This window comes from Listeria fleischmannii subsp. fleischmannii LU2006-1, assembly GCF_000344175.1.
GTDB classification, from domain to species: domain Bacteria; phylum Bacillota; class Bacilli; order Lactobacillales; family Listeriaceae; genus Listeria; species Listeria fleischmannii.
In genome coordinates, this window is record NZ_ALWW01000002.1 from 86191 (window position 1) to 112395 (window position 26205).

Genomic DNA, 26205 nt, shown 5'->3' on the forward strand with positions numbered 1-26205 from the left:
TATTATTACCACCTTAGAATGTTATTTTATCAAATATGCCAGAGAAAATGAGGAAACCGAAACAAACAAAGTTGAACGTTATAATCATTCCAATGACATACGTAATTTTATTTTTGGGATAAAACTTATATTTTTTGTTGATACGTTCAAAAATATCGAATAAAACGATAATAGTAGCCTGATATAAGCCATAAACGATGTAGTACCAGTGTAACCCGTGCCAAATTCCCATGATGAAAAAATTGACAAAGTAAGCGATGTAAGCAATAGTAAATTTATTTTTAAACCATTTCTTTTTGGTTAAAAAGAAGACGAGTCGCATAAAAATGAAGTCTCGGAACCAGAAGGAAAGCGTCATATGCCACCTGTTCCAGAAATCTTTAATATTACGTGCTAAAAATGGTTTGTTGAAATTCATAGGCGTTTTTATACCTAAAAGATATGAAACGCCGACCGCGAATAAACTATAACCCGCAAAATCGAAAAATAAGTACATACTATACGCATACATATAACCGATTAAACTTGTATTAAAATCAATGTGTTGAATTAAAAGCCCTTCAAGTGGGGTCTTCCAGTGAATGTCAATTAAATAGGCAATGATGAATTTATAAAGAAAGCCAAGAAAAATATAAAAAATGCCTCGATTTAATAGCTCAACGTATTTTGCTGGATCAAGCGGATTTTTAACATCCTTTTGAAATCTTCGAAAACGGTCAATTGGACCTGAGGAGATGGTTGGAAAGAACAAAAGAAAATTAACAAATTCCACAGAATTATACTCTTTAATTAGCCCATCTCGGATTTCCATGACCATTGTAGTTGCTTTAAAGGTTAAATAAGAAATCCCTAGAAAACCAACAAGCGTTGTATTATCAGCAAGTAGTGGTTGCACTTTGACAATAATAAGCGGCAAAATAGACATGATAACAAAAAGAGTAAAGATGCCGCCGTGATTTTTATTTTGTACACGACGATAATAAAAATAGAGTCGTACAACAATGAGCTGCCAAAAGATAAAAACGATAAAGGCGACACCTTGCACTAAATTGCTTGAAAACATGAAGAAAATGAAAAGTAAGGTAACAAAAGCGTTATAAACTGGAAGTCTTTTCCCCATTAAATTTGCAATCACGATAGGCGCGATAAAAAGAGCCAAGATTACAAAGTAAAAAATTGAGCCATAGGGGGTTGTCATTCGTTCACCTCATTTGATAAAATTTTCCGATCAATCTTTCCATTATTGGTTAAAAGAAAATCTGTCTTATACACCCATTTGCGTGGAATCATATAGCTAGGCATTTTAGTCATGAGCTCTTGCTTTATCGCTTTTGACAATTGAAATGGCTTAGCAAAATCATTTTCAAAAGGAATAACAAACGCTACAAGTGAATCCACTTTTCCTTCTACTAGTTTTGGTACAACAACAGCATTTCGTACGTAGCTCACTTCTTTTAAATTATTTTCGATATCTTCTAGTTCGATGCGGTAACCATGAAGTTTCACTTGAAAATCTAGGCGGCCTTGGAAAAAAAGTTGATTATCTTTTATAATTCCGCAATCGCCTGTATGGTAGGCCATGAAATCTCCTACTTTTGAGAAAGCTTCGATGGTCTTTTCTTCATTATTGAAATAGCCTTTGGAAACGCTTGGTCCAATCAGAACAATTTCACCTTTTTCTCCGTCTGGAAGTAGTTCGTTAGTGTCCGGATCCATAATAACGAGATGAGTATCTGGTTTTACCTTGCCAAGTGGGAGACTTGGATAAGCCTCAATGATTTCATTTGTAATTTCAATTTTAGTAACCGCGACAGTTGCTTCGGTTGGACCGTATGTGTTATAAATTTTTGCACTCGGAAAACGTGCGATTAATTCACGTGCGGTTTCTTTAGTTAATACTTCACCACAAAAAATAAATTTAGTTAATGATGGATTATTTTCTTCGTTAAAATGAGTGTCAAGTAGACAAATATCAATAAACGATGGGGTTGAAACCCATACATCAAGTTGTAACTTTGGAATTGTGGCATATAAATCTTTTAAGTTAGCGCTACAAGTCTTATCAATTGGAACGAGAGTACTTCCAGAGAGTAAACTTGGGTATAAATCCATAACAGAGAGGTCAAAAGAATAGGGTGCCTGATTTAAAATGCGTAAACCTTCTGATAATGAAAAATCTTGTAATAACCAGTTGGAAAAACTAATTAAATTATTTTGGCTAATTTGAACACCTTTAGGAAGACCCGTACTTCCAGATGTGTAGATAATATAATGCGTATCGTCACCTTTTATTTGACTTGCCTCGCGCGGCATCTTATCTTTATTTTCGCAAATAATTTCAGTAATCTGACTTGCTGTGATAATCGTTTTCTCTGTTTCGATTGGTAATTCTTCGATAGCAATTAAGCATGCTGGTTTTGAGGCGGATACAATTTGAGTAATGCGGTCTTTTGGCATGGAAGTATCAACAGGAACATACGCATGTCCACTTTTTAAGCAAGCCATAAAAGCAACTAATATGTGTGCGGACATATGCCCGTAAACGACAATTGGAGTGCCTTTTGGCAGAGCTTGTCCTTCTAGAAAAAATGCAAGAGAATCAGATTGTTTTTTTAGTTCCAGATAGGAAAGTATGGTACCATTATATTCGTAGCAAACCTTTTGCGGCGTTTTTATCGCCCATTCATCAATGCGATCGGTGAGTGACGTGGTCATCGTTTGTAAGCCCATGCGTAATCATCCTTTCTTTTTAAAATTCGTTATAAATAAAGTTTGTGCTATTTGGGTTTTTAAAGCCATAAAACCATAAAAGTCCAAGTAAAATAGCTAAGTAAAAAATAGTTTTTAATATGAAAATAGTGCTCGGCTTATGAAAAAACAACTTGACTTTTTGCATCTGTCCACCCCGTTTGTTTCGTTTTTGTTACAAATGTTAAAATTAAACACTTAACTCTCATATAATGTAACGCATCTGTATTGAATTGTCTAATTACATTTTTGTAAGGTTGAAGCGCTTTCATTGCTTGTGAATAGCGAAGATATAAAGAAATTTATAAGAAATCACTGAAAATCTGCCTTTTTACTTAGAAAAAGGATTTTTTAAGTGAGACAACCCTTTAAAAAATGTAAGGTTAAATAAAAGGAGTGTAGCTAGTGGAATCAAAACGTATTGCAGGTGAAAAAGCTTGTGAAGCTATTAAAGATGGCATGACGGTAGGACTTGGAACGGGGAGTACAGTTTTTTATACGATTGAAAGATTGGGCATGTTAGTGAAAAATGGTTTAGAAATAAAAGGTGTGGCGACGTCAATTGAAACAGAAGAATTGGCGAAGAAGTGGCATATTCCTTTACTTTCTTTTAACGAAGTAACAGAAATTGATGTGACAATTGACGGTGCTGATGAAGTAAACCATGCTTTTGAAGGGATTAAAGGCGGCGGTGGAGCTTTATTACGTGAAAAACTAGTGGCGCTTAGTTCAAAACAAAATATTTGGGTGGTGGATGAGTCGAAAGTGGTGGATGTGCTTGGGAAATTTCATTTGCCAGTAGAAGTCTTGCCTTTTAGTTATAAATATGTGGAAAGAGAGCTTCTAGAGCGAGGAATCAAAGCTCATATTCGTTATCAAGCAGACGGCGAGATATTTATCACGAATAATGAAAATATGATTTTAGATTTAGAGGTTTATCCACTTGTAGATGCGAAAAAACTGTCTAACGAATTAGACAGTTTGTCAGGAATTGTGGAGCACGGTCTCTTTTTAAATATTGCTAATCAGGTCATTGTTGGGAAAAAAGATGGCACGATTGAAATATTACATTAATGTTTTGAACTCGGAAAATAGCGGAACATCAGGTAAAGCATCAGTTGTAAAATAAAGAAATAGATAATAAATTCAAATTGAAAGCTGGAAATATCTAAAATGCTACGAATAACAGTACCGGGTTCTGTCAAAATATGGACAGTATGTAAACGGTCGAAACGCCCTAAATAAATGCCATAGCTTGATAAAAGCAAAATGATAGGAACAAGGATAGCTTCGCGCCAATTCGTACGTTCTTTTATAGCATCCAGAATAAAGCGAAGAGATACATTCCCTACGAAAAGACCGAAAAATACAGCTCCTGCCATAACTGTGAAACTTTGCCAAAGCAGACTATCTTTTTGAAGAATACCATTATAATCATATATTTTAAATTGCTTTAAATGGAAAAAATCCGTAACTAAGTAAAACGCATTTGGGAAAAATACAAGCCAAGCGACTGCCAAAATCCAAAAAAGGACGGCCGGTCGCTTTTTATTATGTAGAAAAACAGCAATTTCAAAGGGAATATAAGCTAATGTGATATTTAAAATTAAAAAATGGTAATAATCAAGTACAAAGAAAAGGAGTAGCATAGCGCCTAAGTAAAAAATCCGACAACTCCAAATTAGTTTGTTCATGTAACCACTCCTTTCAACAAAACTTATTATACATGATTTTGTTCGTTCTTTAACAAATATTTATAAAAAAAGTAGCCATTACGGCTACTTTCAGACTGCTGACAAACGGCAATCTTCGTTGTTAGTGCCTCCGTTCCGGTGCTCACGTACTCGAGTACGCTCCGCTCCGGTACTCGGCTCTGCCTAGAATCTCACCATTTGTCAGCAGTCTGATTTTGGAGAGAAGCGTTTTGTTTTGCTTAAACTTTGAGTTTTTCTACAAGCTGAAAGTAGCCATTACGGCTACTTTCCTAAATGTTTTTTTCCATTTCCTTATGTTCGATACCTGCATCCATAAATATTTCTGAACAAACCACGTAACCGAGTTTTTCATAAAAGGGAATGGCGCTTACTTGAGCACCTAATTTTAATTTATTTGCACCTTGTTTTTTGGCTTCTTGTTCGATTGCTTCCATGATTTTTCGTCCTGAACCTTTGCCACGAGCTGCTTTTTGGGAACAAATACGTTCCACCTTGCCGTAATCAGCTAGTATTCTAAGACGGCCCGTTGCAAGCGGGGTGCCATCTTCCGCATAGTCCACAAACATTATCGTTGACGGCGAATTATCAAATTCATCCCACTCTAGTGCTGGATCAACATGTTGCTCTGTTACAAAAACATCAAAGCGAATTTGAAGCGAGTCTTTTTTCATTTGTTCATCTGTTACTTTCTTTACTGTAGACATTCTTTCTCCTTCCATTAAACACCCATGCTCTCTAAATCAAATGTATGCGTAGGAAGCATAAAGGTTAAGCTTGTTTTTATAAAGGGCTGCCAGTATTTCCAGCGGTGTCCGCCATTAAAAAGATGGAATTCGGATTCAAACCCTTTTTGCTCAATTAAAGCATGCAGTTTTTCATTAGGCTCTAAAAAATTAGCGACTTTGTTATCTGTTGTTTCCACTTCAGTTTCCGCATCACCCACAATATGGAACACCTTAAGTGAGGCCGGATTTGCTTTACTTACAAGATCTAGTAGCTCATCATTTACAAAAGGGGAGTGTAAAATAGCATTTCCAAAGGTAAATGGATATTTAAGAGCAGCCTTTAAAGATACGCTTGCACCTAATGAATCCCCCATTAAAAATCGGCTTCGTGCCATTTGGAATGACGGATAGGCATCTTCCAGATACGGAACAAGTTCATGGGCTAGAAAACGCATATACGCTTCATTTTGTTCGCCATCCGGATGATATTTTTTGCGTCTATCTTCCACCGTTTTATAAGGTAAGCAAATAAAAATTCGCTTTTTGGATTTGATTTTGATTGGTAAGTTCATCTACATATTTAGGTAATTTTCCAAAACTCACGTAATCTTTCCCGTCTTGTACGATAAAAAGTGGATATTTATAAAGAGGGGAGTATTCCGGTGGTAAGTAAATAATGATGTCCATTTCCTCATTTAAATGTTTACTAAACAATTTCTCTTCAAGCATTTTTCCTTCTGCCATCGTAAATCTCTCCTCTCACAAATTTTTAATTTTTAAAGAATGTCTCCATTTTATCATGATTTTAAGAAAATGGAAGTATAATTTGCTTATTTTTAATAAAAAAGTTAGAAAATACTTTCTATTTAGTTTATTTGATGATAAATGGCGGAGAAAAATACTGTAAGGCTAATCAAGTTGTGCTATACTGGTAACAAGTTATCTACATAGTAACAAAGAAAGTAGGGGAAAACATGGCAAAAGATATTGATTGGGCTAATTTAGGTTTTGGTTATATTAAAACGGATAAACGCTATATTTCACATTGGAAAGACGGCGAGTGGGATAAAGGAACTCTTACGGAAGATAATGTGTTGCATATAAGTGAAGGTTCGACTGCTCTTCATTACGGACAACAATGTTTCGAAGGTTTAAAAGCTTACCGTGCAAAAGACGGATCTATTAATTTATTCCGTCCAGATCAAAATGCACAGCGTATGCAAAGAAGTTGTGAGCGACTTTTAATGCCAACTATTCCAACTGAAAAATTTATTGAAGCTTGTCGCCAAGTAGTTTCGGCCAATGAAGAATTTGTGCCGCCATATGGAACTGGCGGAACGCTTTATCTTCGTCCATTTGTAATTGGTGTTGGTGATAATGTGGGTGTTCATGCTGCACCTGAGTATATTTTTTCGATTTTCTGTACACCAGTTGGCGCCTATTTTAAAGGTGGGCTTCAACCTGCTAATTTTATTGTATCGGATTATGACCGTGCTGCACCAAAAGGAACAGGAGCGGCTAAAGTAGGCGGAAACTATGCTTCTAGTCTTTTACCAGGAAAAGAAGCACAAAAAAGGAACTTTGCGGATGCCATTTACCTTGATCCGGCTACACATACTAAGATTGAAGAAGTAGGCGCGGCTAACTTTTTTGCAATTACAAAAGACAATCGCTTTATTACACCGTTTTCTCCTTCCATTTTACCAAGTATTACGAAATACTCTCTCCTCTATCTTGCTGAACATCGTCTTGGCCTTGAAGTAGAAGAAGGGGATGTTTATATCGATCAATTAAATGATTATAAAGAAGCTGGTGCTTGCGGTACGGCAGCGGTTATTACACCAATTGGCGGTATACAAAATGGGGATGATTTCCATGTATTCCATAGTGAAACAGAAGTGGGTCCTGTCACAAGACAATTATATGATGAACTTTGTGGCATTCAATTTGGTGATAAAGAAGCACCGGAAGACTGGATTGTCAAAGTAAAATAGTAAATGAACCATTACGTTTTTTAAAACTAGGCGTAATGGTTTTTTGTTGCAAGTAAAAAAGGAGTACGTTACACTATAACTAATGAACGTTAGGTAAGGGGTGTTAGGCATGAAAGATTTAAAAATTTATGTAGAAAGTGAATTTGCGCCATTAAAACGCGTGGTGTTGGCACAATCTGAATTTTGTTTCCCGGAAGCCGGCTTTGATGAGGCTAGTGAACGGTTTTTAACGGAAGATAGTATGGCCGCTTATGATGGGGCTTTCGGGGTGGAATTAAAAGAGTTTCGTCCGGATTTACAAGCTGCTTGGGAAAAAGAGAAGATAGAATTTAGGCGTATTTTAAAAAAACATGGCGTAGAGGTTTTACGTCCGCGTCTTTTGACAAAGGAAGAAAAAGAAATAAACAAAGCGGCAGGATATGCTAATTTTTTCTGTCGGGATCCGTTTTTTGTTGTCGGGGATAAAATGATTGAGGCGAATATGAAACTGACTCACCGTATAAACGAAATTTTTCCTATCCAAGCTCTTCTGCAAAAAGAAGCGTATCAAAATCAGGTTTATTATGTGGGTTTACCTACCGCTAAACGAATTGGTTTGTTTGACCAAATGGAAGGTCCCTTTTTAGAAGGAGGAGACGTTCTGGTTCTTGGAAAAGAGGTTTTTGTTGGGAATTCTGGTCTTGCATCGAATCATGCAGGGATTAAGTGGCTTCGAAACTTGCTTAGTTTTGACGGTTATACGGTGACAGAAATTCCATTACATCCGCACATTTTACATCTTGATTGTGCGCTTAGTTTTGTAAATGAGCAGCTGCTTATTTTATGTGAAGAGGCTTTCTTAGATGGGGTGCCGGAGCGCTTTAAGTCTTTTGGAAAAATAAATGTGACACTTCATGAGGCACAAAAATTGATTACAAATGGACTTCCAATTAATGAATCAACCTATGTTATGGATCCTGCTTTTACAAAAATCGGCAAGCAATTGGAAGAAAAAGGGATTTTAGTGGAATATGTGGACTATCAAATTTCCAGAAGTTTTGGCGGTTCGTTTCGTTGTACGACACAACCGCTTTTACGAAAAAAATAACCAGAGAGCGCAAGCGCTCTCTGGTTATTTTTCGCCGGATACATGTTTTTTCGGTAAGATAAAATGTAAGAAAAAGCTTACAACAGCCAGTAAAAACATGGCCCAAAACACATAATGCAAACCTTGATATAAAATGTCACGTAATGGTTCAATCAAGTTTTCCCCCACTTGGGTAGATGTTTTTGGACTGATAAGTAGATTTAAGTGTTTTCTATCTACGCCCGAAATCTCGCTTGCGGCAAATTGAGCAGCAAGTACGGAGTTAAAAATAGTACCAAAAATCGCAACTCCAATCGTTTGCCCAACCGTTCGAAATAAAGTGTTAGAAGCTGTGGCGATCCCCGTTTGATAGCGAGGCACAGCGTCTTGAACGGTGACCATCGTTGTTGTAAAAATAATACCAAAACCCAAGCCCATTAAAGCGCTATTTAAATAGAAGTAGATATCTAGCGTATTGGATGGGAAAATAGCTAAAATAAGCCCACTTAAAACGGTAATTAAAATGCCCGCACCAACAGTATGGCGATTCCCAATTTTCATGAGTAGTCGGCCGCCGATAAAGGAGCCAATAATCCAAGTAATAGAAAGCGGGGCAATCATTAAACCAGCAATTGTCGCACCGTGGCCAAGCATACCTTGCGCCCACATCGGAATATAAACATTAATGCCAATTAAAAAAGGCGCTAATGAAAAAGCCGATTAAATTACCGATAAGGACAACTGGATTTTTAAACAAAATAAAAGGCATAATTGGATCTTTCGCCCGTTTTTCGGCAAAATAAAAGCCTACAAAAAGTAAAATAGCTAGTGCAAATAAAATTAAAACGAGCGGCTCACCCCAGTTTAGCGTTTCACCCGCGCGTTGTAAGGCGAATAGGAGTGCGAGAAGTGCCACCGTAAACAGTGTCGTTCCAAGAAAATCAATAGGCAAGTTCTCTTTTGAAACATTCTCTTTTAAATAAAGAAAGACTAAGATAATCGTCAAAATCCCAACAGGAACATTGATAAAGAAAATCCAGTGCCATGACAATTGATCCACTAAAAAACCACCTAAAAGTGGGCCGAAAACGCCGGCGATTCCCCATGCTGAACCCATGAAACCAAGAACTCTGGCGCGCTTTTCAAAAGGATAAATATCGGCAATAATTGTCATCGTTAGCGGTAAAATCCCACCAGCCCCAATACCTTGTATGGCGCGAAAAATAATGAGTTGTTCCATGTTGGTTGCAAACCCGCAAAGTGTGGAACCAACTAAAAAGATGAGTGTTGCGACGATAAAAATCATTTTTCTTCCATATAAATCCGATAATTTCCCGTAAATGGGAACGGTAACGGCAGATGTTAATAAATAAATTGAAAAAATCCAATTCATCAGTTCAATGCCATCAAGTTGGCTAACGATTGTTGGAATGGCTGTGCTGACAATCGTTCCCTCAATGGCGGCCATAAAAGTTGCCACAAACACAGCGACTGTGACAGCTTTTACTTTTGTTTCTTCCACAAAACCTACCTCCCTTTTCTATCAAGCTGAATTATAGCATAGAAAAATAGCTTTTTGTCAAAGAAATTCATCATTTGTGCCTTTTTTTGAATAAAAGTCTATAATATAAGAGAGTAAAGGAGGAATTAAATTGTCTTACGAACCGAATACAACGGAAACGATGTTGAAAATTAAAGAACTCACTGAAATAGCAAGTCCAACAGGAAATACACGTGAAATTATGGCGAAAATTGGAGAAGATTTAGAAGATTTAGGTTTAAGTTATCGTTTTAACAATAAGGGTGGCTTACTTGTTACGTTATCTGGTGAAAATACAGATAAACACCGAATGCTTACAGCGCATGTGGATACACTAGGCGCGATGGTCAAAGAAATCAAAGCAGATGGACGTCTATTACTTTCTTTAATTGGAGGATTCCGTTTTAATGCTATTGAAGGGGAATATTGCACAATTGAAACTTCAGACGGGAAAAAAATTACAGGTACCATTTTAATGCATCAAACGTCTGTGCATGTTTATAAAGATGCGGGTACGGCAGAACGAAATGAACGTAATATGGAAGTGCGTGTGGATGCCCGTGTTTTTTCAAAAGAAGATGTACGCGAATTAGGCATTGAAGTTGGCGATTTTGTTTCTTTTGATCCGCGGACCGAAATTATAAACGATGAATTTATTAAGTCGCGCCATTTGGATGATAAAGCGAGTGTGGCAATGCTTCTTCGTCTCATCAGGCATATTCATAAAACTGGGGTTAAACTGCCATATACAACCCATATTTTAATCTCAAATAATGAGGAGATAGGCTACGGAGGTAATTCGAATATTCCGGCGGAGGTTGTAGAATATTTGGCGGTTGACATGGGGGCGCTTGGTGACGGGCAGGCTTCTGATGAGTTTACGGTCTCGATTTGTGCGAAAGATGGTAGTGGTCCGTATCACTATGAATTACGGAGAAATTTAGTGGCGCTTGCCAAACAGCATGATATTCACTATAAAGTGGATATTTATCCGTATTATGCTTCTGATGCTAGTGCGGCAATTCATGCAGGTAATGATATTGTCCACGGGTTAATCGGGGCTGGAATTGATTCTAGCCATGCCTATGAGCGTACCCATCGTGACTCGCTTTATCATACGGAAAAGTTGCTTTACCACTATCTTTTAAGTGCGATGGTGGAGTAAATTTGGAGGTGTAAAAAGATGAATGTACATGATTTTACGGAAGTAGCGATGAACGGAGAGAATATCCCGCTTTCGGCTTATGAAGGAAAAACACTGTTAATTGTGAATACAGCTAGTAAATGTGGCTTGACACCACAATTAGAGGGACTTGAATCCTTATATAAAACCTACCAAAAAGACGGATTTGAAATTTTAGGTTTTCCTTGCAATCAATTTTTACGCCAAGATCCCGGTACAAACGAAGAAATTATGGAATTTTGTAAGCTGAATTACGGCGTGACATTTCAAATGTTTGAAAAAACGAAAGTCAAAGGTCGCGATGCCAATCCGCTTTATAAATACCTCGTTTCAGAAACAGGTGGAAAGAAAATCGAATGGAATTTCGCGAAGTTTCTAATTGATGGAAACGGCAATATTATTGAGCGTTTTTCTTCCAAAACAAAACCAGAAAATATTGAAGAAAATATTCGCGCGGCTTTGGGAAAATCATAGAGTGATTGCGCGTTTAGCCATCCTTAATGGATGAGTTTTTGTAACATCGTTTTATTTGATAGATAGACAACTAAAAAGTGTGGGTGAATGGTTTTTTAATTCGAAACCATACTAAGCATAGAGGATGAGGCACATGAATAAAACTTTGAAAAAAAGATGGGAGGCGTATTTTTACTTGTATATGCCGTCTGGTATATTTACCTTATGGTTATCGTTTTATCTACAAAAGTAACATTAGGCTTCCCGCTCTGGTTAGAAATTTTATTAGTACTTTCTGTAGGGATTTTAATAGCTTATCATATAAAAGGTAGACGATTTTGGTTTGCTGCTATTATGTGTAGCATTCTTATATTTTTACTTGTTAGTCTTATGTTTAGCATCATTTGAATTTTCCGAGTCCTATGTTTCAGCTAGGGCTCATTTTTTTGCACAATTATGTCAGTAAACACAGATGATTGCGGTTTAGCAGGTATTTTTTTTGGAATTCCTATGATATACTATAAAAATGTGAATAAGTCGAGGAGGAAATGAAATCATGAATCAGGATTTACAAAAAGAAGTAGCGACGCGTAAAACGTTTGCGATTATTTCCCACCCGGATGCAGGGAAAACAACGATTACGGAACAGTTACTTCTTTTCGGAGGGGCCATTCGTTCTGCGGGAACCGTTAAGGGGAAAAAAACAGGGAAATATGCCACAAGTGACTGGATGGAAATTGAAAAGCAACGTGGTATCTCGGTCACAAGTTCTGTGATGCAATTTGATTACCACGATTGTCGAATTAATATTCTAGACACGCCTGGGCACTCCGATTTTAGTGAAGATACGTACCGGACACTTATGGCGGTTGATGCAGCTGTGATGGTAATCGATTCCGCAAAAGGGATTGAAGCCCAAACCATTAAATTATTTAAAGTTTGTCGAATGCGTGGTATTCCGATTTTTACCTTTATGAATAAGATGGACCGTGAAGGGAAAATGCCACTTGAACTTTTATCTGAATTAGAAGAAGTGCTCGGCATTGAATCTTACCCGATGAACTGGCCAATTGGTATGGGGAAAGAACTTATGGGATTATATGACCGTTACCATAACGTTGTAGAGCGCTACCGCGCAAATGATGATGAGACCTTTTTGCCACTAAACGATGAAGGCGACTTAAAAGAGGCACACGACATTCAAAAATCAAGTTATTACACCCAAGCTTTGGAAGAAATTATGCTTTTAGATGAGGCGGGAAACGAATTTAGTCGCGAAAAAATTGCAAAAGGTGAACTGACGCCAGTTTTCTTCGGAAGTGCTTTAACGAACTTTGGGGTAGAGACGTTCTTAAAAACGTTTGTTGAATTTGCGCCGTCGCCAAGTGCCCATGAGACGAATGAAGGGGACATTGCGGCGGATGATAAAAATTTTACTGGCTTTATTTTTAAAATCCAAGCCAATATGAATCCTGCTCACCGCGACCGTATTGCTTTTGTGCGTATTTGCTCGGGTGAATTTGAGCGCGGTATTGGCGTAACTTTAACGCGTACAGGGAAACAAATGAAGCTTGCCAACTCTACGCAATTTATGGCAGATGACCGTGAAAATGTATCACGCGCTGTGGCCGGGGATATTATTGGATTATACGACACGGGAAATTATCAAATTGGTGATACCATTTCTAGTGGAAGTAAAACGATAGAATTTCCAAAACTGCCTCAATTTACGCCTGAACTTTTTATGCGTGTATCGGCTAAAAATGTCATGAAACAAAAACACTTCCATAAAGGGGTGGAGCAGCTCGTTCAGGAAGGCGCTATCCAATTATTTAAAACGTGGAGAATGGAAGATTATATTATTGGCGCTGTGGGACAACTTCAATTTGAAGTATTTGAGCACCGGATGCGGAATGAATATAATTCGGAAATCATTATGGAACCAATTGGGAAGAAAATTGCACGCTGGATTCGCGAAGAAGATGTGGACGAGAAGCTTTCGACTGCAAGAAGTATGCTTGTCAAAGACCGTTTCGATGCCCCGCTGTTCTTGTTTGAAAATGAGTTTGCGATTAATTGGTTTAAAGATAAAAATCCAGACATCGAACTAACTTCTTTACTTTAAAATAAAACAATTGACTTTATTTTTAAAAACATGGTATAGTCAAATTGTAGAGTTCAATTATATATCTTTTTGACAATAGTCAAAGGGGAGTAGCGCTGGTTTTCGGACCAGGATAAAATCGTCATTACATGAATGGATCATTCATCGGTTTTATTAACATGTAACATGTCAGCGAGACCTTTGCCCGTAGTGGGTGAGGTCTCGTTTTTTATTTACTCGGCTTTGTCAAAAGGCACAAAATCGAAGGAGGAATTTTAGTGGACACTGCAATGCTTTTGGAATATGGCTGGGTACTACTTGTTCTAATCGGACTTGAAGGCATACTTGCCGCAGATAATGCTGTCGTTATGGCAGTAATGGTAAAACATTTACCAGAAAAACAACAAAAAAAGGCGCTTTTTTACGGCCTCATGGGAGCTTTCGTCTTTCGTTTTGCAGCCCTATTCTTAATTTCTTTTCTTGCAAATGTTTGGCAAGTTCAGGCACTTGGCGCATTATATCTTTTATACATCGCCATTAGCCATATTGTGAAACACATAAAAGGAACCGATCATAATGAAAAAGAAGCGAAAAAATCAGGCTCCGGTTTCTGGATGACTGTGCTTAAAGTAGAGATTGCAGATATTGCCTTTGCGATTGACTCCATGCTTGCAGCCGTTGCCTTAGCGATTACACTTCCAAAAACTGGTTGGGGACAAATTGGGGGTATTGATACCGGACAATTTGCTGTTATGTTTTTGGGCGGTTTAGTCGGACTGATTATCATCCGTTTTGCCGCAACACAATTTGTGAAGTTACTAAAAAATTATCCGTCACTTGAGACGGCGGCCTTTTTAATCGTAGGCTGGGTTGGTGTAAAATTAGTTGTGTATACGTTGGCGCATGAAAGCTTAGGCGTTATTCCGCATGAATTCCCAGAGTCTACAACATGGAAACTTATTTTCTGGGGCGTTATGATTTTAATTATCATCTGGGGATGGCTTATTTCCGTCAAACAAAAGAAAAAAACGCAATCTAATGAATAAAAGGCTTAACAATTTTTGAATAAGGGTATAAAATGAGAAGGTATGTACGTGTATGGTGCAGCCTTCTTGTGTGTACATAGAAAAATGAGGTGAAGAAAATGGATGTTTCAATTTTAGCCGAGTACATATGGGTCTTTTTTGTACTGGTTGCACTGGAAGGGATATTATCCGCTGATAATGCCGTTGTAATGGCGGTTATCGTGCAAAAATTACCTCATGATAAACAAAGAAAAGCTCTATTTTACGGCTTAGTCGGTGCTTTCGTGTTTCGATTTATTGCTCTTTTCTTAATTTCTTTTTTAGTGAAAATATGGGAAATACAAGCAATCGGCGCAATTTATTTACTCTATTTAGCAATTAAACATATGGTGGACTTGAAACGCGGTAAAAATGAAGAACATAAAAATTTAGCAGAAAATGAAAAGCCGGTCTCATTTTGGGGTACTGTCATGCGTGTGGAATTAACGGATATTGCGTTTGCCTTAGATTCCATGCTTGCAGCTGCAGCACTTGCCATGACACTTCCAGATTTAGGCGATTTTAATATTGGAGGTATGAACGGCGGACAATTTATTGTGATGTTTTTAGGCGGGCTAGCGGGATTAATCGTCATCCGTTTTGCGGCTACACAAGTTGTGAAACTGCTAGAACGCTATCCAACGCTCGAAACAGCAGCCTTTTTAATCGTAGGCTGGGTTGGTGTAAAATTAGGTGTATATACGCTTGCACATCCTTCAGTGGGAATATTACCAGAAGATTTTCCAGATTCGACAGCATGGAAGCTGACATTTTGGGCCGTCATGCTAATAATCGGTATAGGTGGTTATATCATTGCTAGAAAAAAAAGAAAAAAGACCAGCAAAAAGAAACTTTATCTTCAAAATCAGACGATCAAAAGTAAAATTAGAATTATTTTGTCGCGCATGACACCAGTTCAAATTATTATCGCGTATTATTTTTTCGCGGTGACGATTTCAACGATTCTACTTAGTCTCCCTTTTACGCAAAAACCGGGTGTGCATGTGCCTTTTTTAGATACGCTTTTTATTGCGGCTAGTTCGGTTAGTGTAACGGGGCTTGCGACGATTGATGTGGGGGATTCTTATAGTACGGCAGGCATTTGGGTCCTGATGGGAATTTTCCAGCTCGGTGGCCTCGGCGTGATGATGCTTAGCACTTTTTTCTACTTAATTTTACGGCGGAAAATCGGGCTTAAGCAACGGCAACTTATTATGACGGATACAAACCAATATACGATGAGTGGCATGGTTCGGATGCTACGTGAGATTTTACTTCTCATTTTCGGGATTGAAATTATCGGTGCCGTCATTTTAGGACTGTATTTCATCCCGTTTTATCCAACGGTGGGTGAGGCGATGTTTCAAGGGATTTATAATTCGGTTTCGCTAGTTACAAACGCCGGGGTGGACATAACGGGCACTTCATTAATGCCATTTGTAAACGATTATTTTGTGCAGTTTATTGCCATCTTGCTGATTGTCGCAGGTGGAATTGGCTTCCCTGTGCTACTTGAAACGCGACGTTTTTTATTTGAAAAGAATACGCTCTATCCGTTCCGTTTTTCGCTCTTTGTCAAGGTTACGACGCTCACGTATTTGGTGCTTTTAATTGGTGGGGGGTTGCTGATTTGGGGCATGGAGTTCAATCATTTCTTTAAAAGTGCCAGTTTGGATGAGGGCTTCTTCAATTCGATGTTTCTCTCGGCAACGTCTAGAAGTGCGGGTCTGCAGACGATTGATAGTGGGGCGCTGACGATTCCTACGCTTTTAGTGGTTTCATTTCTTATGTTTATTGGTGCTTCGCCGAGTTCGGTTGGCGGTGGTATTCGAACGACTACGTTTGCGGTTACGATTTTATTTTTATATTCGGTCATTCGTGGGCGCAATCATATTTATATTTTTGGTCGTGAACTTCATCAAGAAGATGTTAGAAAATCGCTTGCGGTTATCATCTTTGCGAGTATTTTATGTTTAACGTCAATCATCATTTTGGCACAAACAGAAAATGCTACGCTCATTGAAATTATATTTGAAGTCTTTTCAGCATTTGGAACTTGTGGCTTATCGCTTGGCCTCACGCCAAATTTAAGTGTGGCAGGGAAAATTATTATTATTATCTTAATGTTTATTGGCCGTGTGGGCATTATGTATTCGATGTTAAGTTTACGTAAGAAAAGCGAACCTAAAAATGCGATTCGCTTGCCAAAAGAGAAGATTATTACAGGTTAAGTTGTTAACGGAAAAAACCGTTTTGCATATCGCAAAACGGTTTTTTTTAAGGTTGTTCTTTTTTTTAATTGATACGTACTTACTTCCGTTGTGCGACTCATCTTCTCATAAAACAAGCGTTTGTCTTTTGCGAAAAAGTTGATGCTAATGTGAATGGCAAATAAGAATGCGATAGTCGCGGAAATGGCGAATAAAATGAGTGTGAGTTCTGGCGTGGTGATTTTAGGTATTTGTTCATTAAGTGGGATAAGAATTAAACCACCGATGAGATAATAAAGTAAACCATAACGCACGAGCAGATGCTTGAATTTGACACGGCTTTCACCGATGCGAACAATGCGGATATGCACAATCCACTTTCCTAAAGTTAAGCCGTTTGTAAGGCTTGGTAGTACGATGAAATATAAGAAAATAAGTAGGATTTGCCAAATGATTTTTTTATAATAGTCGGAACCAGAGGAACCAATTTCAGAGAACGGTAGGAGATGGAGCCAGGTTAATAGGCCTGTTGTCACGTTTAGTAGAAACCAATCGATGACGGTAGCCAAAAAGCGTCTCACGAAACTGACGCGTTCACTACGCTCATGACTTGTTTGGTCCATTCTTTCCCGCGAAGGTAAAAAGAACGTAAAGAGCGGAGCAAGCACGTACCCGATAAAGCCGCCGAGCGTGTTTAACATCAAATCATCTACATCAAATAAGCGGTAAGCATGGGGGTAAAGGAAAAAGAGTCCGGTGAGTTGAGTGATCTCAAAAAAAAGAGATAGAAAAAAAGCAATCAGTGTGGTCTTACCCATTGAAAGCCGGAAATAATAACGCAAATAAACGCCTAGTGGGAGGAGTAAGAAAATGTTAAACAGCGGTTGAATTACAACGTTTTGAGTAAGCGCTGGTAAATATGTAGACGGGTCACTTAATACAAGTTTGGTTTGGTTTATAAAGTCAGCTACAAAATGAAAAGGAATGAGTTGTGGATCCGGTGCTTTGGAATTAGCTACAAGATCCATATCAGGTAGTGGTAAAACGGTCATGAAAAAAGCGGTCATTAAATAAAAAATGAACGTAAATAAGACAAAAATTCGCATAAAGGTGATACTGCCAAATTTTCGGTAGGAATAAATGGCGAATGGAATAGTAAGAAGAATACTTAAAAATGGAAATAATAGTAGTGCAACTTGAATTGGAACGAAATAAGACATCATGTCCCCCTTAAAAAATGAGTTTGCTGCAAAATGCAACAAACTCATTTTAAATCATTTTACTTGGCATTCCAAGATTTTGGAACTGGACGTCTAAATATTCCCATAAGACCTGTTAAAACAAGTAGAATACCAGAAACAATCCAAGCTGTTCCGATTACGAAAAATAAAATTAGCCCAATTAGGAAAATGATAACACCCCACGTGCGTGGTGCTTTTCCAATAAGTAAGGTTCCAATAAGTGCGATAGCAGAAGCGAAAAATGTAATCCAACCTAGTTGTGTCACATTATCCCCTAATGCTCCTGAAAAATACGTAAATGTTTGAATATAAGCTGTGAGTTCTTCCCCGTAATTGACAATCCAAATGCCTACACCGAGTCCAATTATTGATCCAATAAGACCAAGAATGATTTCAGGTTTGCGACTGGCCATGTCTATTCCTCCTTAGACGCTTCGCTTGTTAGTATCCTTCATTCGGCAATATCTTTTCTTTTAATCTGACAAAAGCCGCTTTTAAACGGTTTATTTTAAGTTCAATAATCGGCTGAACAAACGTATTCACAACCGAACTGGACAAAATAACCGTTAAACCAAAGGAAATTGCTAACAAGAGAATAAATGTATTTAACGTGTAGCTGAAATCAGACATACTTCCCTCGCGAAACATTTTGATGAAAAAGCCATGAAGTAGATACACGTATAAAGTATTTTTACCCCATTTTGTAAAGAATAATCTCTTTTTAGGAACAAAAGTAAGGAATGAGGCAATGGATAGGAAACTTATGAAATAGATAATGCCGCGAATCACAAGTCCAAATGTTTTAACATCAACAAAATTCCCATATGGCTTAGAGCCTAAAAACCAGTTTTCATTTAAGTCAGGGCTCGAAATAATGAAAATTAGAATCGCAAGCATAATGACACTTCCTAAAATTCGAGCCATACGCGTTTGTAACCATTTAAAATGTTCTTTCTGCATGAAAAAGCCAACTAAAAAGAAGGGGAAAAAGACAAAGGTTCTTGATAAACTTAAATAACCATCAATCATGTCAAAATAGCCAGCTAAAAGTCCTATTGTAACCGCAATTGAAATACTTAAGCCTGGCTTTAATTTTGCAAAACCATAGAGTAAAATGTTCCAAAAGAAAAGACTAAGTAAAAACCAAAGTGACCATTCTGGGTCAAGCAGCGTTAGCGAAATGCTACTTTGACCTAGTAAATAATAATAAAAAATCGAATAAATAAGTTGGAAAAAAACATAAGGTAAAATAAGTTTTTTCATGGTGCGCATGAGATAACCTGGCTTTTTAAATCCTTTTGCAAAATAACCTGATATTAAAATAAAGGCTGGCATATGAAAAGTGTAAATAAAGATGTATAATACACGTACACTTGCATATTCAGCAACAAATGTTTGTAAGAGGTGACCAAAAACAACTAAGAAAATTAAAATAAATTTTGCATTGTCGAAATAGTGATCCCGTGGCTTACTTTGATTTATTGTCTCCATAAATTTCACCACACGGTCCTTTCTACATAAATCTATCCCTATTTTCCCATAATGCTGTGACAATAAACCGACAAAACCTTAACAAATTAATTGTTTAATATTACAAAGGAGGGTCTGGAATGGAAATTAGTTCGCTTGAAAGTCCATTAGGAAAACTTGATTTAGTTGTCCAAAATAGCTATGTGACGAGGATTTCATATGGTGCCAAGGGTTTACATGAAACGGGTTCGCAGGAAGAAAAACGGGTCATGAATCAGCTTAAAGAGGAGCTCACGGCCTATTTTTCAGGTGAGTTACAACAATTTCAAATAGATTTTCAAATAAGCGGGACACCGTTTGAACAGTCTGTGTATCAAACGTTGTTAACCATTCCTTATGGTGAATTTTGGTCCTATAAAGAAGTGGCTAGGGCGATACAAAATGAATCTTCTGTTCGGGCGGTAGGGCAAGCGAATCGGAAAAATCCACTTCCAATTCTTGTTCCGTGTCACCGAGTTGTTCAAGAAAATGGTAAACTAGGCGGGTATAATGGGGCAGATTTTCAAACAAAAGTAGCTTTACTTGAACTTGAAATGAATCATAAAAACGATTTTTGGACATAAAAAAAGAGGTTCGCAAAAGGTAAATACCTTTTACGAACCTCTTTGTATTTAGGCGGTTACTTTTGTGCCAACAACGATTTTTCCTTCGTCATTTAAGCTAGCTGACACTTCGCTAAGCTCTGGTTTATCAATTAGCACGTCTGCGATAGCATCTTCTAGGTGTTCTTGAATCGTTCTGCGCAGTGGTCGTGCACCGAATTTAGCATCGTAACCTAAATCGATTAATTTTTCTTTGACTGCATCTGAAACTTCAATTTCCATATTTTGTGCGTGTAACATAGTATTTAAATCTTGCAACATTAAATCGACAATTTGCATTAAGTCTTCTTTTTCTAGGCTGTTAAATTCAATCACGCTATCAAGACGGTTAAGGAATTCTGGTTTAAAGTAGTAGCCTAAACGATCAAGTAAATCGCTACCGCTTTCCAATTTGTCATTTCCGTGATTAAAACCTACGTAAGCTTCTTTTGTGCCAGTTCCGGCATTACTTGTCATAATGATGACAGTATCTTTAAAGCTTACGGTTCTTCCTTGTGAGTCCGTCAAACGGCCGTCTTCCAAAATTTGGAGGAACATATGCTGAACATCAGGGTGCGCTTTTTCCATCTCATCAAGAAGTAAAATGCTGTAAGGATTACGACGGATTTTTTCGGTAAGTTGACCAGCTTCCTCATGACCGACGTAGCCAGGAGGCGAACCGATAAGTTTTGAAACACTATGTTGTTCCATGAACTCAGACATATCGAGGCGAATCATTGCATCTTCAGAGCCGAAAAGTTCATTCGCAAGCGTTCTACCTAGTTCGGTTTTACCAACCCCTGTTGGACCAACAAAGAGGAAGGAGCCGATTGGACGATTTTTTTGTTTTAAGCCAACCCGGCCGCGACGAATCGCTTTTGTAATTTTTTTAACGGCTTCTTTTTGACCGATAACTTTTTCGTTTAAATGAGCTTCCAAGTCTTTCAACTTCGATTGCTCGTCTTGTTCGAGACGACCGACTGGAATACCTGTTTTTTCTTCAATAAGCGCCTGAATATCAGAGGCTTGAATGACAGGTCGCTCGGAAATACCAACTTGCGATTTATTTTCTGTGAGTCGTGTAATTTCATCGCGAATTTTAGCAGCTCTTTCATAATCTTCTTTTTGAAGGGCCGCATCTTTTTCAGCTTCCAAACGATTTAGTCGTTCTGTAACGGTTTTTTCATCTAATTTTTCAATGGTTAAATTGTATTTGGAGCCCACTTCATCCATTAAGTCGATAGCTTTGTCCGGCAAGTGCCGGTCTTGGATATAGCGCGCACTTAGTGACACCGCTGCATCTAAGCTTTCTTTTGAAAAAACGACCTCATGGAAGTTTTCGTAGTTTTCTTTTAAGCCTTCTAAAATGGTTAGTGTGGCTGAAAGACTTGGCTCATTAACGATAACGGGTTGGAAACGACGTTCAAGCGCTGCATCTTTTTCAATTTTGCGATATTCGCTTAAAGTAGTTGCACCAATCATTTGCAGTTCACCACGAGCAAGTGCTGGTTTTAAAATGTTCCCAGCATCCATAGACCCTTCAGCAGAACCAGCACCGACAATCGTGTGCACTTCATCGATGAACAAAATAGTATCCTCACGTGCCGTTAATTCCGAAATAAGTTGTTTCATACGCTCTTCAAATTGACCGCGAATACCTGTTCCAGAAACGAGCGAAGCAACATCAAGTAAAATCACTTCTTTGTTTAAAAGCTTGTTTGGAACATTTCCTTCCGCAATAGCTCGCGCCAATCCTTCAACGACAGCTGTTTTACCGACCCCCGGCTCCCCGATTAAAACGGGATTATTTTTATTCCGACGGTTTAAAATCTCAATTGTCCGTTTGATTTCATCATCACGACCGATGACCGGATCTAATTTACCTTCTTGTGCCATTTTAGAAAGGTTTGTTCCAAATTCATCTAAGAGGCCACTGCCTCCTGTAGTTTCAGTTTGCACTTGGCTTTGTTGTCTTGCTTGGCCTTGATTTTGGTTCATGCCACCACTAATTTGACGGAAAATATCATCAAATGGTGAGCCATTATTTTGCATAAAGTTGGATTGATTATTTTTAAGTGTCGCATAACAAGACTCACAAAGTGGCATCTCTACGCGATTTCCATTCACATTCATATATAATTGGATTCTTGCATCGTTTTGTTTACAGTTTTGACATAACATAAATTGATTTCCTCCTTTAAATATAAGAATCAATTTCAGGTCAATTCGACTTTGACTATATTTGACCTTATGTTTATAGTATACACTGACCTTTTTTTGACTTTCAAGTTTTTTGCTCCTATTTTTTTATAAAAAAAAACGCATAGATTTAAATTTTATAAATCTACGCGTCATAATTAATAAATAGGGAGGGCAGCGAGAAGTAGAAAAGCAAATATCAAATGCGAGAGATAAAGCATGAGTAAACTACTTCGCCAAACATATAAGAAGCCCCAAAATAGGGAGGCTGTGAAAATACCAATCACCATCGCCATGTTTCCACTAACTGAAACAAATAAAGCTGCGAGAAAGGCAGAGAGTAAGACAGCAAACCAAGTGGTGTAGGCATCTAGTAATCGCTGTAAAACAAAACCGCGCCAGAAAATTTCTTCTCCGGGAACAATGGCTACGATAAGTAAAATCCAAACTAGCCAGTTATCTGTTGCATATTTGTTAAACGCACTATGTACGGAAGCATTTAAACCAAATGGCATAAATTTGAAGATAAACGCACCAACATAAAAAATAAGATATAAAATAATTGCTGAAAAAACAGCAGGCAATATACCTTTAAAAAATGAAAATTTCTTCTTTAAATCAACGTTGAAAATACAAAAACTAAGTAAAAATAACATGCTCGCCCCGTACATATACCAAAAACTTTTTGTGAATTGGTAGGTAAGAAAAATCAGTACGGCAGCTAACAGAAGCCCTATAATCAGCTTAAAATCTATCCTGTTGCTTCTCAATACAAAAACACCTCTTAAAAAATTCTTATCTATTCATTACTTTAATCGAAAATAGCTTATTTGGCAACAAAACACATTTTAAACGACTTTTATACACAATTTTTGTTATAATAAAACAAGAATTTTGTTTTTTACGAGCGGAAGGAAGGGTAACATGTTAGAAAGAAACTATAAAATCCTACTATGGCTTTATATTTTTTGGTTTTTAGGAAGTATTATATTAATCTCATTAGGCATATTGCCCTCTAGAATAACCGGTGTACATTCCGTTTTCCTCATCTTTACAGGTGTGTTTGCTACTGTATTTTTTATCGTTCAATACGGAAAAGGATTAGGATCAGCCATTACCATTTTAATTTTTGCTGTGACAACTTGTATTGAATGGATGCAACTTAGTTTTGCAGAAGATGTTTATACGGCAAGTTATGGCTTTATGATAAAAGGTGTTCCTGTCACATTTGGTTTTATTTGGATAGGGCTTATCGCAGGGACACACGTTATCGCAAGGGAAATTACACTTAAAGTGAATATTGATTGGCTACGCGGTGGTATGTATGCTGTTATTGCTGCCACAATGGTCATGATTTTTGAAATTATTGTAGAACCGATTTCAATTCAAGCGAAACAATTGCCGTTTTTAGGAAATGGCTTAACGATTTTACAATTTTCCGATGTCGCTAATTGGTTTCTTTTAGGATTAATTTTGCATCTGATGATTTATTTTATTTTAAGCTTAACAAACCGCTGGGAGCATCTGAAATATCCTGATTTAAAATCTGAAATTGTCGTGGTGTATTGGATTATCTTAGCTTTCTTCATATTCTTATCCTTATATGTAGATGTTTGGGCAACGATTACAGTAGGTTTAACGGCCAACCTTATTTTTACAATTTGTTACTATTTAAGTTTAGATTCGAAACCGCGGATACGTTTAAAAAAACCGAAAACCTAACAATTTAGGTTTTCGGTTCTTTTTTGTGAATTTGTTCGGCGACAAAATTGGCACTTTCAATAATATAAGGCAATGTTGTACCGGGGTGTGCGTTCGTGCCCACGACGTATAAATTAGGGAATTTTTTATTTAGCCGATAAACGGGGTTTTGAATCCCAGTTTGACGAATACTTCGGGTCATCCCGTGAACAGCACCTTGATATAAATGAAAATCTTCTTCCCATTCTTTTGGGGTAATAATTTTTTTCTCCACAATATGTTCCTCTAGGTCATCCATTTTTAAAAACGTTTTAACAAGCTCAAGCACTTTTTTCTCAAAAGAAGGTTTTTCTTTCTCCCAATCAATGTGGCTTTGATTATTTGGAACGGGTACCATGAGGCGTATGGCCGAATGTCCAATCGGCGCCATAGTGGTATCAGTCGTAGAAGGGTTAATGATATAAACGGCAAAATCATCGGATAATATTTTTTTTGAAAGTAGTTCATCAGAGTACTTTTTCGCATTTTTAGGGAAAATAACCGATTGATGTGCAGTGGGATAGCTTTTATCTAACCCAATATACATCATAAATGTGCTGGAAGAAAATTCTTTTTTGGTTAGACTTTTTGTGCGCAGTGATTTTTTTTCTTGCATTAATTCGGTAATCGTATAAGCAAAATCGGTGTTAATTACATAATGATCTGCAGAAATGGTTTCTCCGTTTTTTAGCGTAAAGTTTTGAATGCGATTTTTTTGAAAGGTGAAATGGTCGACCTCGGTGTTTAAATGAATACGACCACCGTTTTCTTGGAGAACCTCGGCCATTGCTTTAAGTATTTGGTTATGGCCGCCAACAGGATGATAAAGGCCATAGTAAAATTCTGAAAAAGGAATAATACTATAAATGCCGGGCGTTGTATACGGGCTCATTCCCATATTACGCACTTGAAAAGAAAAGGCAAGACGTAAATCGGGGTCTGTAAAAAAACGAGATGTTTCATCATTTAAATTTCGACCTAAAGAGAGGCTCGGCAACGCTCGTAACATAGCTGGCCTTACATAATCAAGGAGTGAAGAAAGACTATAATTCATGAGAGGGGCTAAGTATAGCGATTTTTTTGCGCTTTCTTCCATGTATTGTAAATAATTTTCTTCATTATCTGGAAAGTGTTTTTTTAATTCTTCTATCGTTTGGTCTTGATCATGATAGGGTGAGAATGTTTTATTATTACGAAAAAAAAGCTGATAAAGTGGTGCAAGAGGAACGAGTGTTACATAATCTTGTAGGTCACGATTGCAATCCATGAAGAGAGAGGTTAGCGCATGAGGCATTGTTATAGCAGAAGGACCGATATCAAAACGATAATCCCCAAGCTCTAAAAGGCTAGTGCGCCCGCCTATATAGGCGTTTTTTTCATAAATATCAACTTCGTACCCGGCAGAAGAAAGGCGCATTCCAGCAGCTAGTCCTCCCGGTCCGGCGCCGATGATTGCAACTTTTTCTTTTGTCATATTAAATCAGCTCCAGTCTTTTTTTGCATCAAAAAAGCGCATACCGCAAAAGCAAATAACTCTACGGTTTATTGCGCTATTTTTAATCTTCTTTAGAAGAATGAATGATTTTATAATTTTTATGATTGACAACCGTTTTTTCTTCAATTCCCAGTTCATTAAAATTTTCCATATACGTTAAATCGACAATCACTGAGTTTTCATTAATTTTTTCGACGATTCCTGTTAGACCGTCTTTGAATTCAATAATGTCACCAACATGTGCTTTAGCCATTTATCATCACTCCCATACATTTGAGGTGGAAAAAGTATCACATTAAACTCAATTCCAGTCTGCACTAATTTCACAATAATTGCAAACAATACGGTTTTATAAGCGCGTTTTTTAGATTTGATGTGGAAAAATTCACATTATGGTGGTAGAAAAATGTATTAAATCGGGACGGATTGTAGCCCGGAAACCATAGATAAATTGCGTTTTGGTATCAATTCAGCTAAAATGAAAGGGTAACGATTTTTTTACGCCAAAATTCTCAAGAAATGGTTGTAACCAATGCGAAAACATGGTACTCTTTTTAATTGAGGGATAGCCTTTTTGCTGAGAAATCTTTTTGGTGAAAAAGGTCACAATAAATTTC

22 protein-coding genes, 3 pseudogenes and 1 riboswitch are annotated in these 26205 nt (G+C 37.5%); of the genes and pseudogenes, 11 read left to right on the top strand and 14 right to left on the bottom strand.

The genetic code is table 11. The features are described from left to right. Positions 1–13: 13 nt before the first annotated feature. Genes dltB through LFLEISCH_RS01195 form a run of 3 tightly spaced genes read right to left on the bottom strand, consistent with a single transcriptional unit; the run spans position 14 to position 2896 of the window. Positions 14–1198, bottom strand: coding sequence for a D-alanyl-lipoteichoic acid biosynthesis protein DltB (gene dltB / locus LFLEISCH_RS01185; protein WP_007472205.1), 1185 nt, complete (start codon positions 1196–1198; stop codon positions 14–16). Next, entirely contained in the window at positions 1195–2715 is a 1521-nt protein-coding gene (dltA, locus tag LFLEISCH_RS01190) for a D-alanine--poly(phosphoribitol) ligase subunit DltA (RefSeq protein WP_007472207.1), read from the bottom strand. The genes dltB and dltA overlap by 4 nt, the downstream gene beginning before the upstream one ends. Before the next feature lie 34 nt (positions 2716–2749). After that, the gene (locus tag LFLEISCH_RS01195) at positions 2750–2896 is read right to left on the bottom strand and encodes a teichoic acid D-Ala incorporation-associated protein DltX (RefSeq protein ID WP_007472208.1); all 147 of its coding nucleotides are present in this window, start codon (positions 2894–2896) and stop codon (positions 2750–2752) included. A gap of 257 nt (positions 2897–3153) precedes the next feature. Between LFLEISCH_RS01195 and rpiA the strand changes: the two genes are divergently transcribed. Beyond that, positions 3154–3822 carry a ribose-5-phosphate isomerase RpiA gene (rpiA, locus tag LFLEISCH_RS01200; RefSeq protein WP_007472210.1) on the top strand — a complete coding sequence of 223 codons (669 nt, stop codon included), beginning with the start codon at positions 3154–3156 and terminating at the stop codon, positions 3820–3822. Here the strand turns inward: rpiA and LFLEISCH_RS01205 are convergent. From LFLEISCH_RS01205 to LFLEISCH_RS01215, 3 genes and pseudogenes are all read right to left on the bottom strand, one after another. Continuing rightward, positions 3819–4442 (bottom strand): DUF1361 domain-containing protein, encoded by a 624-nt coding sequence (locus LFLEISCH_RS01205; protein ID WP_007472212.1) that lies wholly within the window; start codon positions 4440–4442, stop codon positions 3819–3821. The two genes, rpiA and LFLEISCH_RS01205, sit on opposite strands and share 4 nt — an antisense overlap. A 290-nt stretch (positions 4443–4732) precedes the next feature. Next, complete coding sequence (locus LFLEISCH_RS01210; RefSeq protein WP_007472214.1) at positions 4733–5182, bottom strand: GNAT family N-acetyltransferase; 450 nt, start codon at positions 5180–5182, stop codon at positions 4733–4735. Further along, a pseudogene (locus LFLEISCH_RS01215) lies at positions 5182–5932 on the bottom strand (alpha/beta hydrolase). Before LFLEISCH_RS01215 ends, LFLEISCH_RS01210 begins: the two are co-directional and overlap by 1 nt. A 203-nt stretch (positions 5933–6135) precedes the next feature. On the opposite strand from LFLEISCH_RS01215, the gene LFLEISCH_RS01220 reads away from it, so the two are divergent. Both LFLEISCH_RS01220 and LFLEISCH_RS01225 read left to right on the top strand, forming a co-directional pair. Further along, positions 6136–7182 (top strand): branched-chain amino acid aminotransferase, encoded by a 1047-nt coding sequence (locus tag LFLEISCH_RS01220; protein WP_258404588.1) that lies wholly within the window; start codon positions 6136–6138, stop codon positions 7180–7182. Between the two features lie 109 nt (positions 7183–7291). Further along, positions 7292–8269: a dimethylarginine dimethylaminohydrolase family protein gene (locus LFLEISCH_RS01225; protein ID WP_007472218.1), complete on the top strand. Its 978-nt coding sequence runs from the start codon at positions 7292–7294 to the stop codon at positions 8267–8269. A gap of 24 nt (positions 8270–8293) precedes the next feature. Here LFLEISCH_RS01225 and LFLEISCH_RS01230 read toward each other — a convergent pair. Continuing rightward, a pseudogene (locus LFLEISCH_RS01230) lies at positions 8294–9770 on the bottom strand (LM6179_1298 family efflux MFS transporter). Between the two features lie 130 nt (positions 9771–9900). On the opposite strand from LFLEISCH_RS01230, the gene LFLEISCH_RS01235 reads away from it, so the two are divergent. The 6 genes and pseudogenes from LFLEISCH_RS01235 to LFLEISCH_RS15510 all read left to right on the top strand — a co-directional run bounded on the left by LFLEISCH_RS01235 (position 9901) and on the right by LFLEISCH_RS15510 (position 16823). Then, on the top strand, positions 9901–10953 hold the full coding sequence (locus LFLEISCH_RS01235) for a M42 family metallopeptidase (RefSeq protein ID WP_007472225.1): 1053 nt from the start codon (positions 9901–9903) through the stop codon (positions 10951–10953). 18 nt (positions 10954–10971) lie between these two features. Continuing rightward, entirely contained in the window at positions 10972–11445 is a 474-nt protein-coding gene (locus LFLEISCH_RS01240) for a glutathione peroxidase (protein ID WP_007472226.1), read from the top strand. 535 nt (positions 11446–11980) lie between these two features. Next, positions 11981–13549 carry a peptide chain release factor 3 gene (locus LFLEISCH_RS01250; protein ID WP_007472231.1) on the top strand — a complete coding sequence of 523 codons (1569 nt, stop codon included), beginning with the start codon at positions 11981–11983 and terminating at the stop codon, positions 13547–13549. Between the two features lie 72 nt (positions 13550–13621). Then, positions 13622–13776, top strand: a riboswitch (yybP-ykoY riboswitch). Between the two features lie 30 nt (positions 13777–13806). Further along, the gene (locus LFLEISCH_RS01255; RefSeq protein WP_007472233.1) at positions 13807–14574 is read left to right on the top strand and encodes a TerC family protein; all 768 of its coding nucleotides are present in this window, start codon (positions 13807–13809) and stop codon (positions 14572–14574) included. 98 nt (positions 14575–14672) lie between these two features. Beyond that, positions 14673–15437: pseudogene (locus LFLEISCH_RS15505) on the top strand (TerC family protein); the annotation flags it as partial. Between the two features lie 51 nt (positions 15438–15488). Further along, positions 15489–16823, top strand: a complete 1335-nt coding sequence (locus tag LFLEISCH_RS15510; protein ID WP_149806148.1) for a TrkH family potassium uptake protein — start codon at positions 15489–15491, stop codon at positions 16821–16823. Here the strand turns inward: LFLEISCH_RS15510 and LFLEISCH_RS01265 are convergent. From LFLEISCH_RS01265 to LFLEISCH_RS01275, 3 genes are read right to left on the bottom strand one after another with little or no spacing between them, the layout of a single operon-like run. Then, entirely contained in the window at positions 16820–18022 is a 1203-nt protein-coding gene (locus LFLEISCH_RS01265; RefSeq protein WP_007472240.1) for a VanZ family protein, read from the bottom strand. The two genes, LFLEISCH_RS15510 and LFLEISCH_RS01265, sit on opposite strands and share 4 nt — an antisense overlap. 59 nt (positions 18023–18081) lie before the next feature. Beyond that, positions 18082–18456: a DUF4064 domain-containing protein gene (locus LFLEISCH_RS01270; RefSeq protein ID WP_007472241.1), complete on the bottom strand. Its 375-nt coding sequence runs from the start codon at positions 18454–18456 to the stop codon at positions 18082–18084. Between the two features lie 28 nt (positions 18457–18484). Next, positions 18485–19534: an acyltransferase family protein gene (locus tag LFLEISCH_RS01275; RefSeq protein WP_007472242.1), complete on the bottom strand. Its 1050-nt coding sequence runs from the start codon at positions 19532–19534 to the stop codon at positions 18485–18487. Positions 19535–19653: 119 nt separating this feature from the next. Between LFLEISCH_RS01275 and LFLEISCH_RS01280 the strand changes: the two genes are divergently transcribed. Next, entirely contained in the window at positions 19654–20136 is a 483-nt protein-coding gene (locus LFLEISCH_RS01280; protein WP_007472244.1) for a methylated-DNA--[protein]-cysteine S-methyltransferase, read from the top strand. A gap of 48 nt (positions 20137–20184) precedes the next feature. On the opposite strand, the gene LFLEISCH_RS01285 is transcribed toward LFLEISCH_RS01280, so the two are convergent. Next, positions 20185–22335, bottom strand: coding sequence for an ATP-dependent Clp protease ATP-binding subunit (locus tag LFLEISCH_RS01285; protein WP_007472246.1), 2151 nt, complete (start codon positions 22333–22335; stop codon positions 20185–20187). Between the two features lie 176 nt (positions 22336–22511). Next, positions 22512–23123, bottom strand: coding sequence for a CPBP family intramembrane glutamic endopeptidase (locus LFLEISCH_RS01290; protein WP_007472249.1), 612 nt, complete (start codon positions 23121–23123; stop codon positions 22512–22514). Positions 23124–23277: 154 nt separating this feature from the next. On the opposite strand from LFLEISCH_RS01290, the gene LFLEISCH_RS01295 reads away from it, so the two are divergent. Continuing rightward, positions 23278–24075 (top strand): hypothetical protein, encoded by a 798-nt coding sequence (locus LFLEISCH_RS01295; protein WP_007472251.1) that lies wholly within the window; start codon positions 23278–23280, stop codon positions 24073–24075. Between the two features lie 4 nt (positions 24076–24079). Here LFLEISCH_RS01295 and LFLEISCH_RS01300 read toward each other — a convergent pair whose 3' ends face one another. After that, positions 24080–25567, bottom strand: coding sequence for a phytoene desaturase family protein (locus LFLEISCH_RS01300; protein WP_007472254.1), 1488 nt, complete (start codon positions 25565–25567; stop codon positions 24080–24082). A gap of 82 nt (positions 25568–25649) precedes the next feature. Next, on the bottom strand, positions 25650–25841 hold the full coding sequence (locus LFLEISCH_RS01305) for a YkvS family protein (RefSeq protein ID WP_007472255.1): 192 nt from the start codon (positions 25839–25841) through the stop codon (positions 25650–25652). Positions 25842–26205 lie beyond the last annotated feature (364 nt).

Excerpts from the sequence above, each read along its gene's own strand:
- dltB (WP_007472205.1), bottom strand. The coding sequence starts at position 1,198 with ATGACAACCCCCTATGGCTCAATTTTTTACTTTGTAATCTTGGCTCTT.
- dltA (WP_007472207.1), bottom strand. The coding sequence starts at position 2,715 with ATGACCACGTCACTCACCGATCGCATTGATGAATGGGCGATAAAAACG.
- LFLEISCH_RS01195 (WP_007472208.1), bottom strand. The coding sequence starts at position 2,896 with ATGCAAAAAGTCAAGTTGTTTTTTCATAAGCCGAGCACTATTTTCATA.
- LFLEISCH_RS01205 (WP_007472212.1), bottom strand. The coding sequence starts at position 4,442 with ATGAACAAACTAATTTGGAGTTGTCGGATTTTTTACTTAGGCGCTATG.
- LFLEISCH_RS01210 (WP_007472214.1), bottom strand. The coding sequence starts at position 5,182 with ATGGAAGGAGAAAGAATGTCTACAGTAAAGAAAGTAACAGATGAACAA.
- LFLEISCH_RS01225 (WP_007472218.1), top strand. The coding sequence starts at position 7,292 with ATGAAAGATTTAAAAATTTATGTAGAAAGTGAATTTGCGCCATTAAAA.
- LFLEISCH_RS01240 (WP_007472226.1), top strand. The coding sequence starts at position 10,972 with ATGAATGTACATGATTTTACGGAAGTAGCGATGAACGGAGAGAATATC.
- LFLEISCH_RS01250 (WP_007472231.1), top strand. The coding sequence starts at position 11,981 with ATGAATCAGGATTTACAAAAAGAAGTAGCGACGCGTAAAACGTTTGCG.
- LFLEISCH_RS01265 (WP_007472240.1), bottom strand. The coding sequence starts at position 18,022 with ATGTCTTATTTCGTTCCAATTCAAGTTGCACTACTATTATTTCCATTT.
- LFLEISCH_RS01270 (WP_007472241.1), bottom strand. The coding sequence starts at position 18,456 with ATGGCCAGTCGCAAACCTGAAATCATTCTTGGTCTTATTGGATCAATA.
- LFLEISCH_RS01275 (WP_007472242.1), bottom strand. The coding sequence starts at position 19,534 with ATGGAGACAATAAATCAAAGTAAGCCACGGGATCACTATTTCGACAAT.
- LFLEISCH_RS01280 (WP_007472244.1), top strand. The coding sequence starts at position 19,654 with ATGGAAATTAGTTCGCTTGAAAGTCCATTAGGAAAACTTGATTTAGTT.
- LFLEISCH_RS01285 (WP_007472246.1), bottom strand. The coding sequence starts at position 22,335 with ATGTTATGTCAAAACTGTAAACAAAACGATGCAAGAATCCAATTATAT.
- LFLEISCH_RS01295 (WP_007472251.1), top strand. The coding sequence starts at position 23,278 with ATGTTAGAAAGAAACTATAAAATCCTACTATGGCTTTATATTTTTTGG.
- LFLEISCH_RS01300 (WP_007472254.1), bottom strand. The coding sequence starts at position 25,567 with ATGACAAAAGAAAAAGTTGCAATCATCGGCGCCGGACCGGGAGGACTA.
- LFLEISCH_RS01305 (WP_007472255.1), bottom strand. The coding sequence starts at position 25,841 with ATGGCTAAAGCACATGTTGGTGACATTATTGAATTCAAAGACGGTCTA.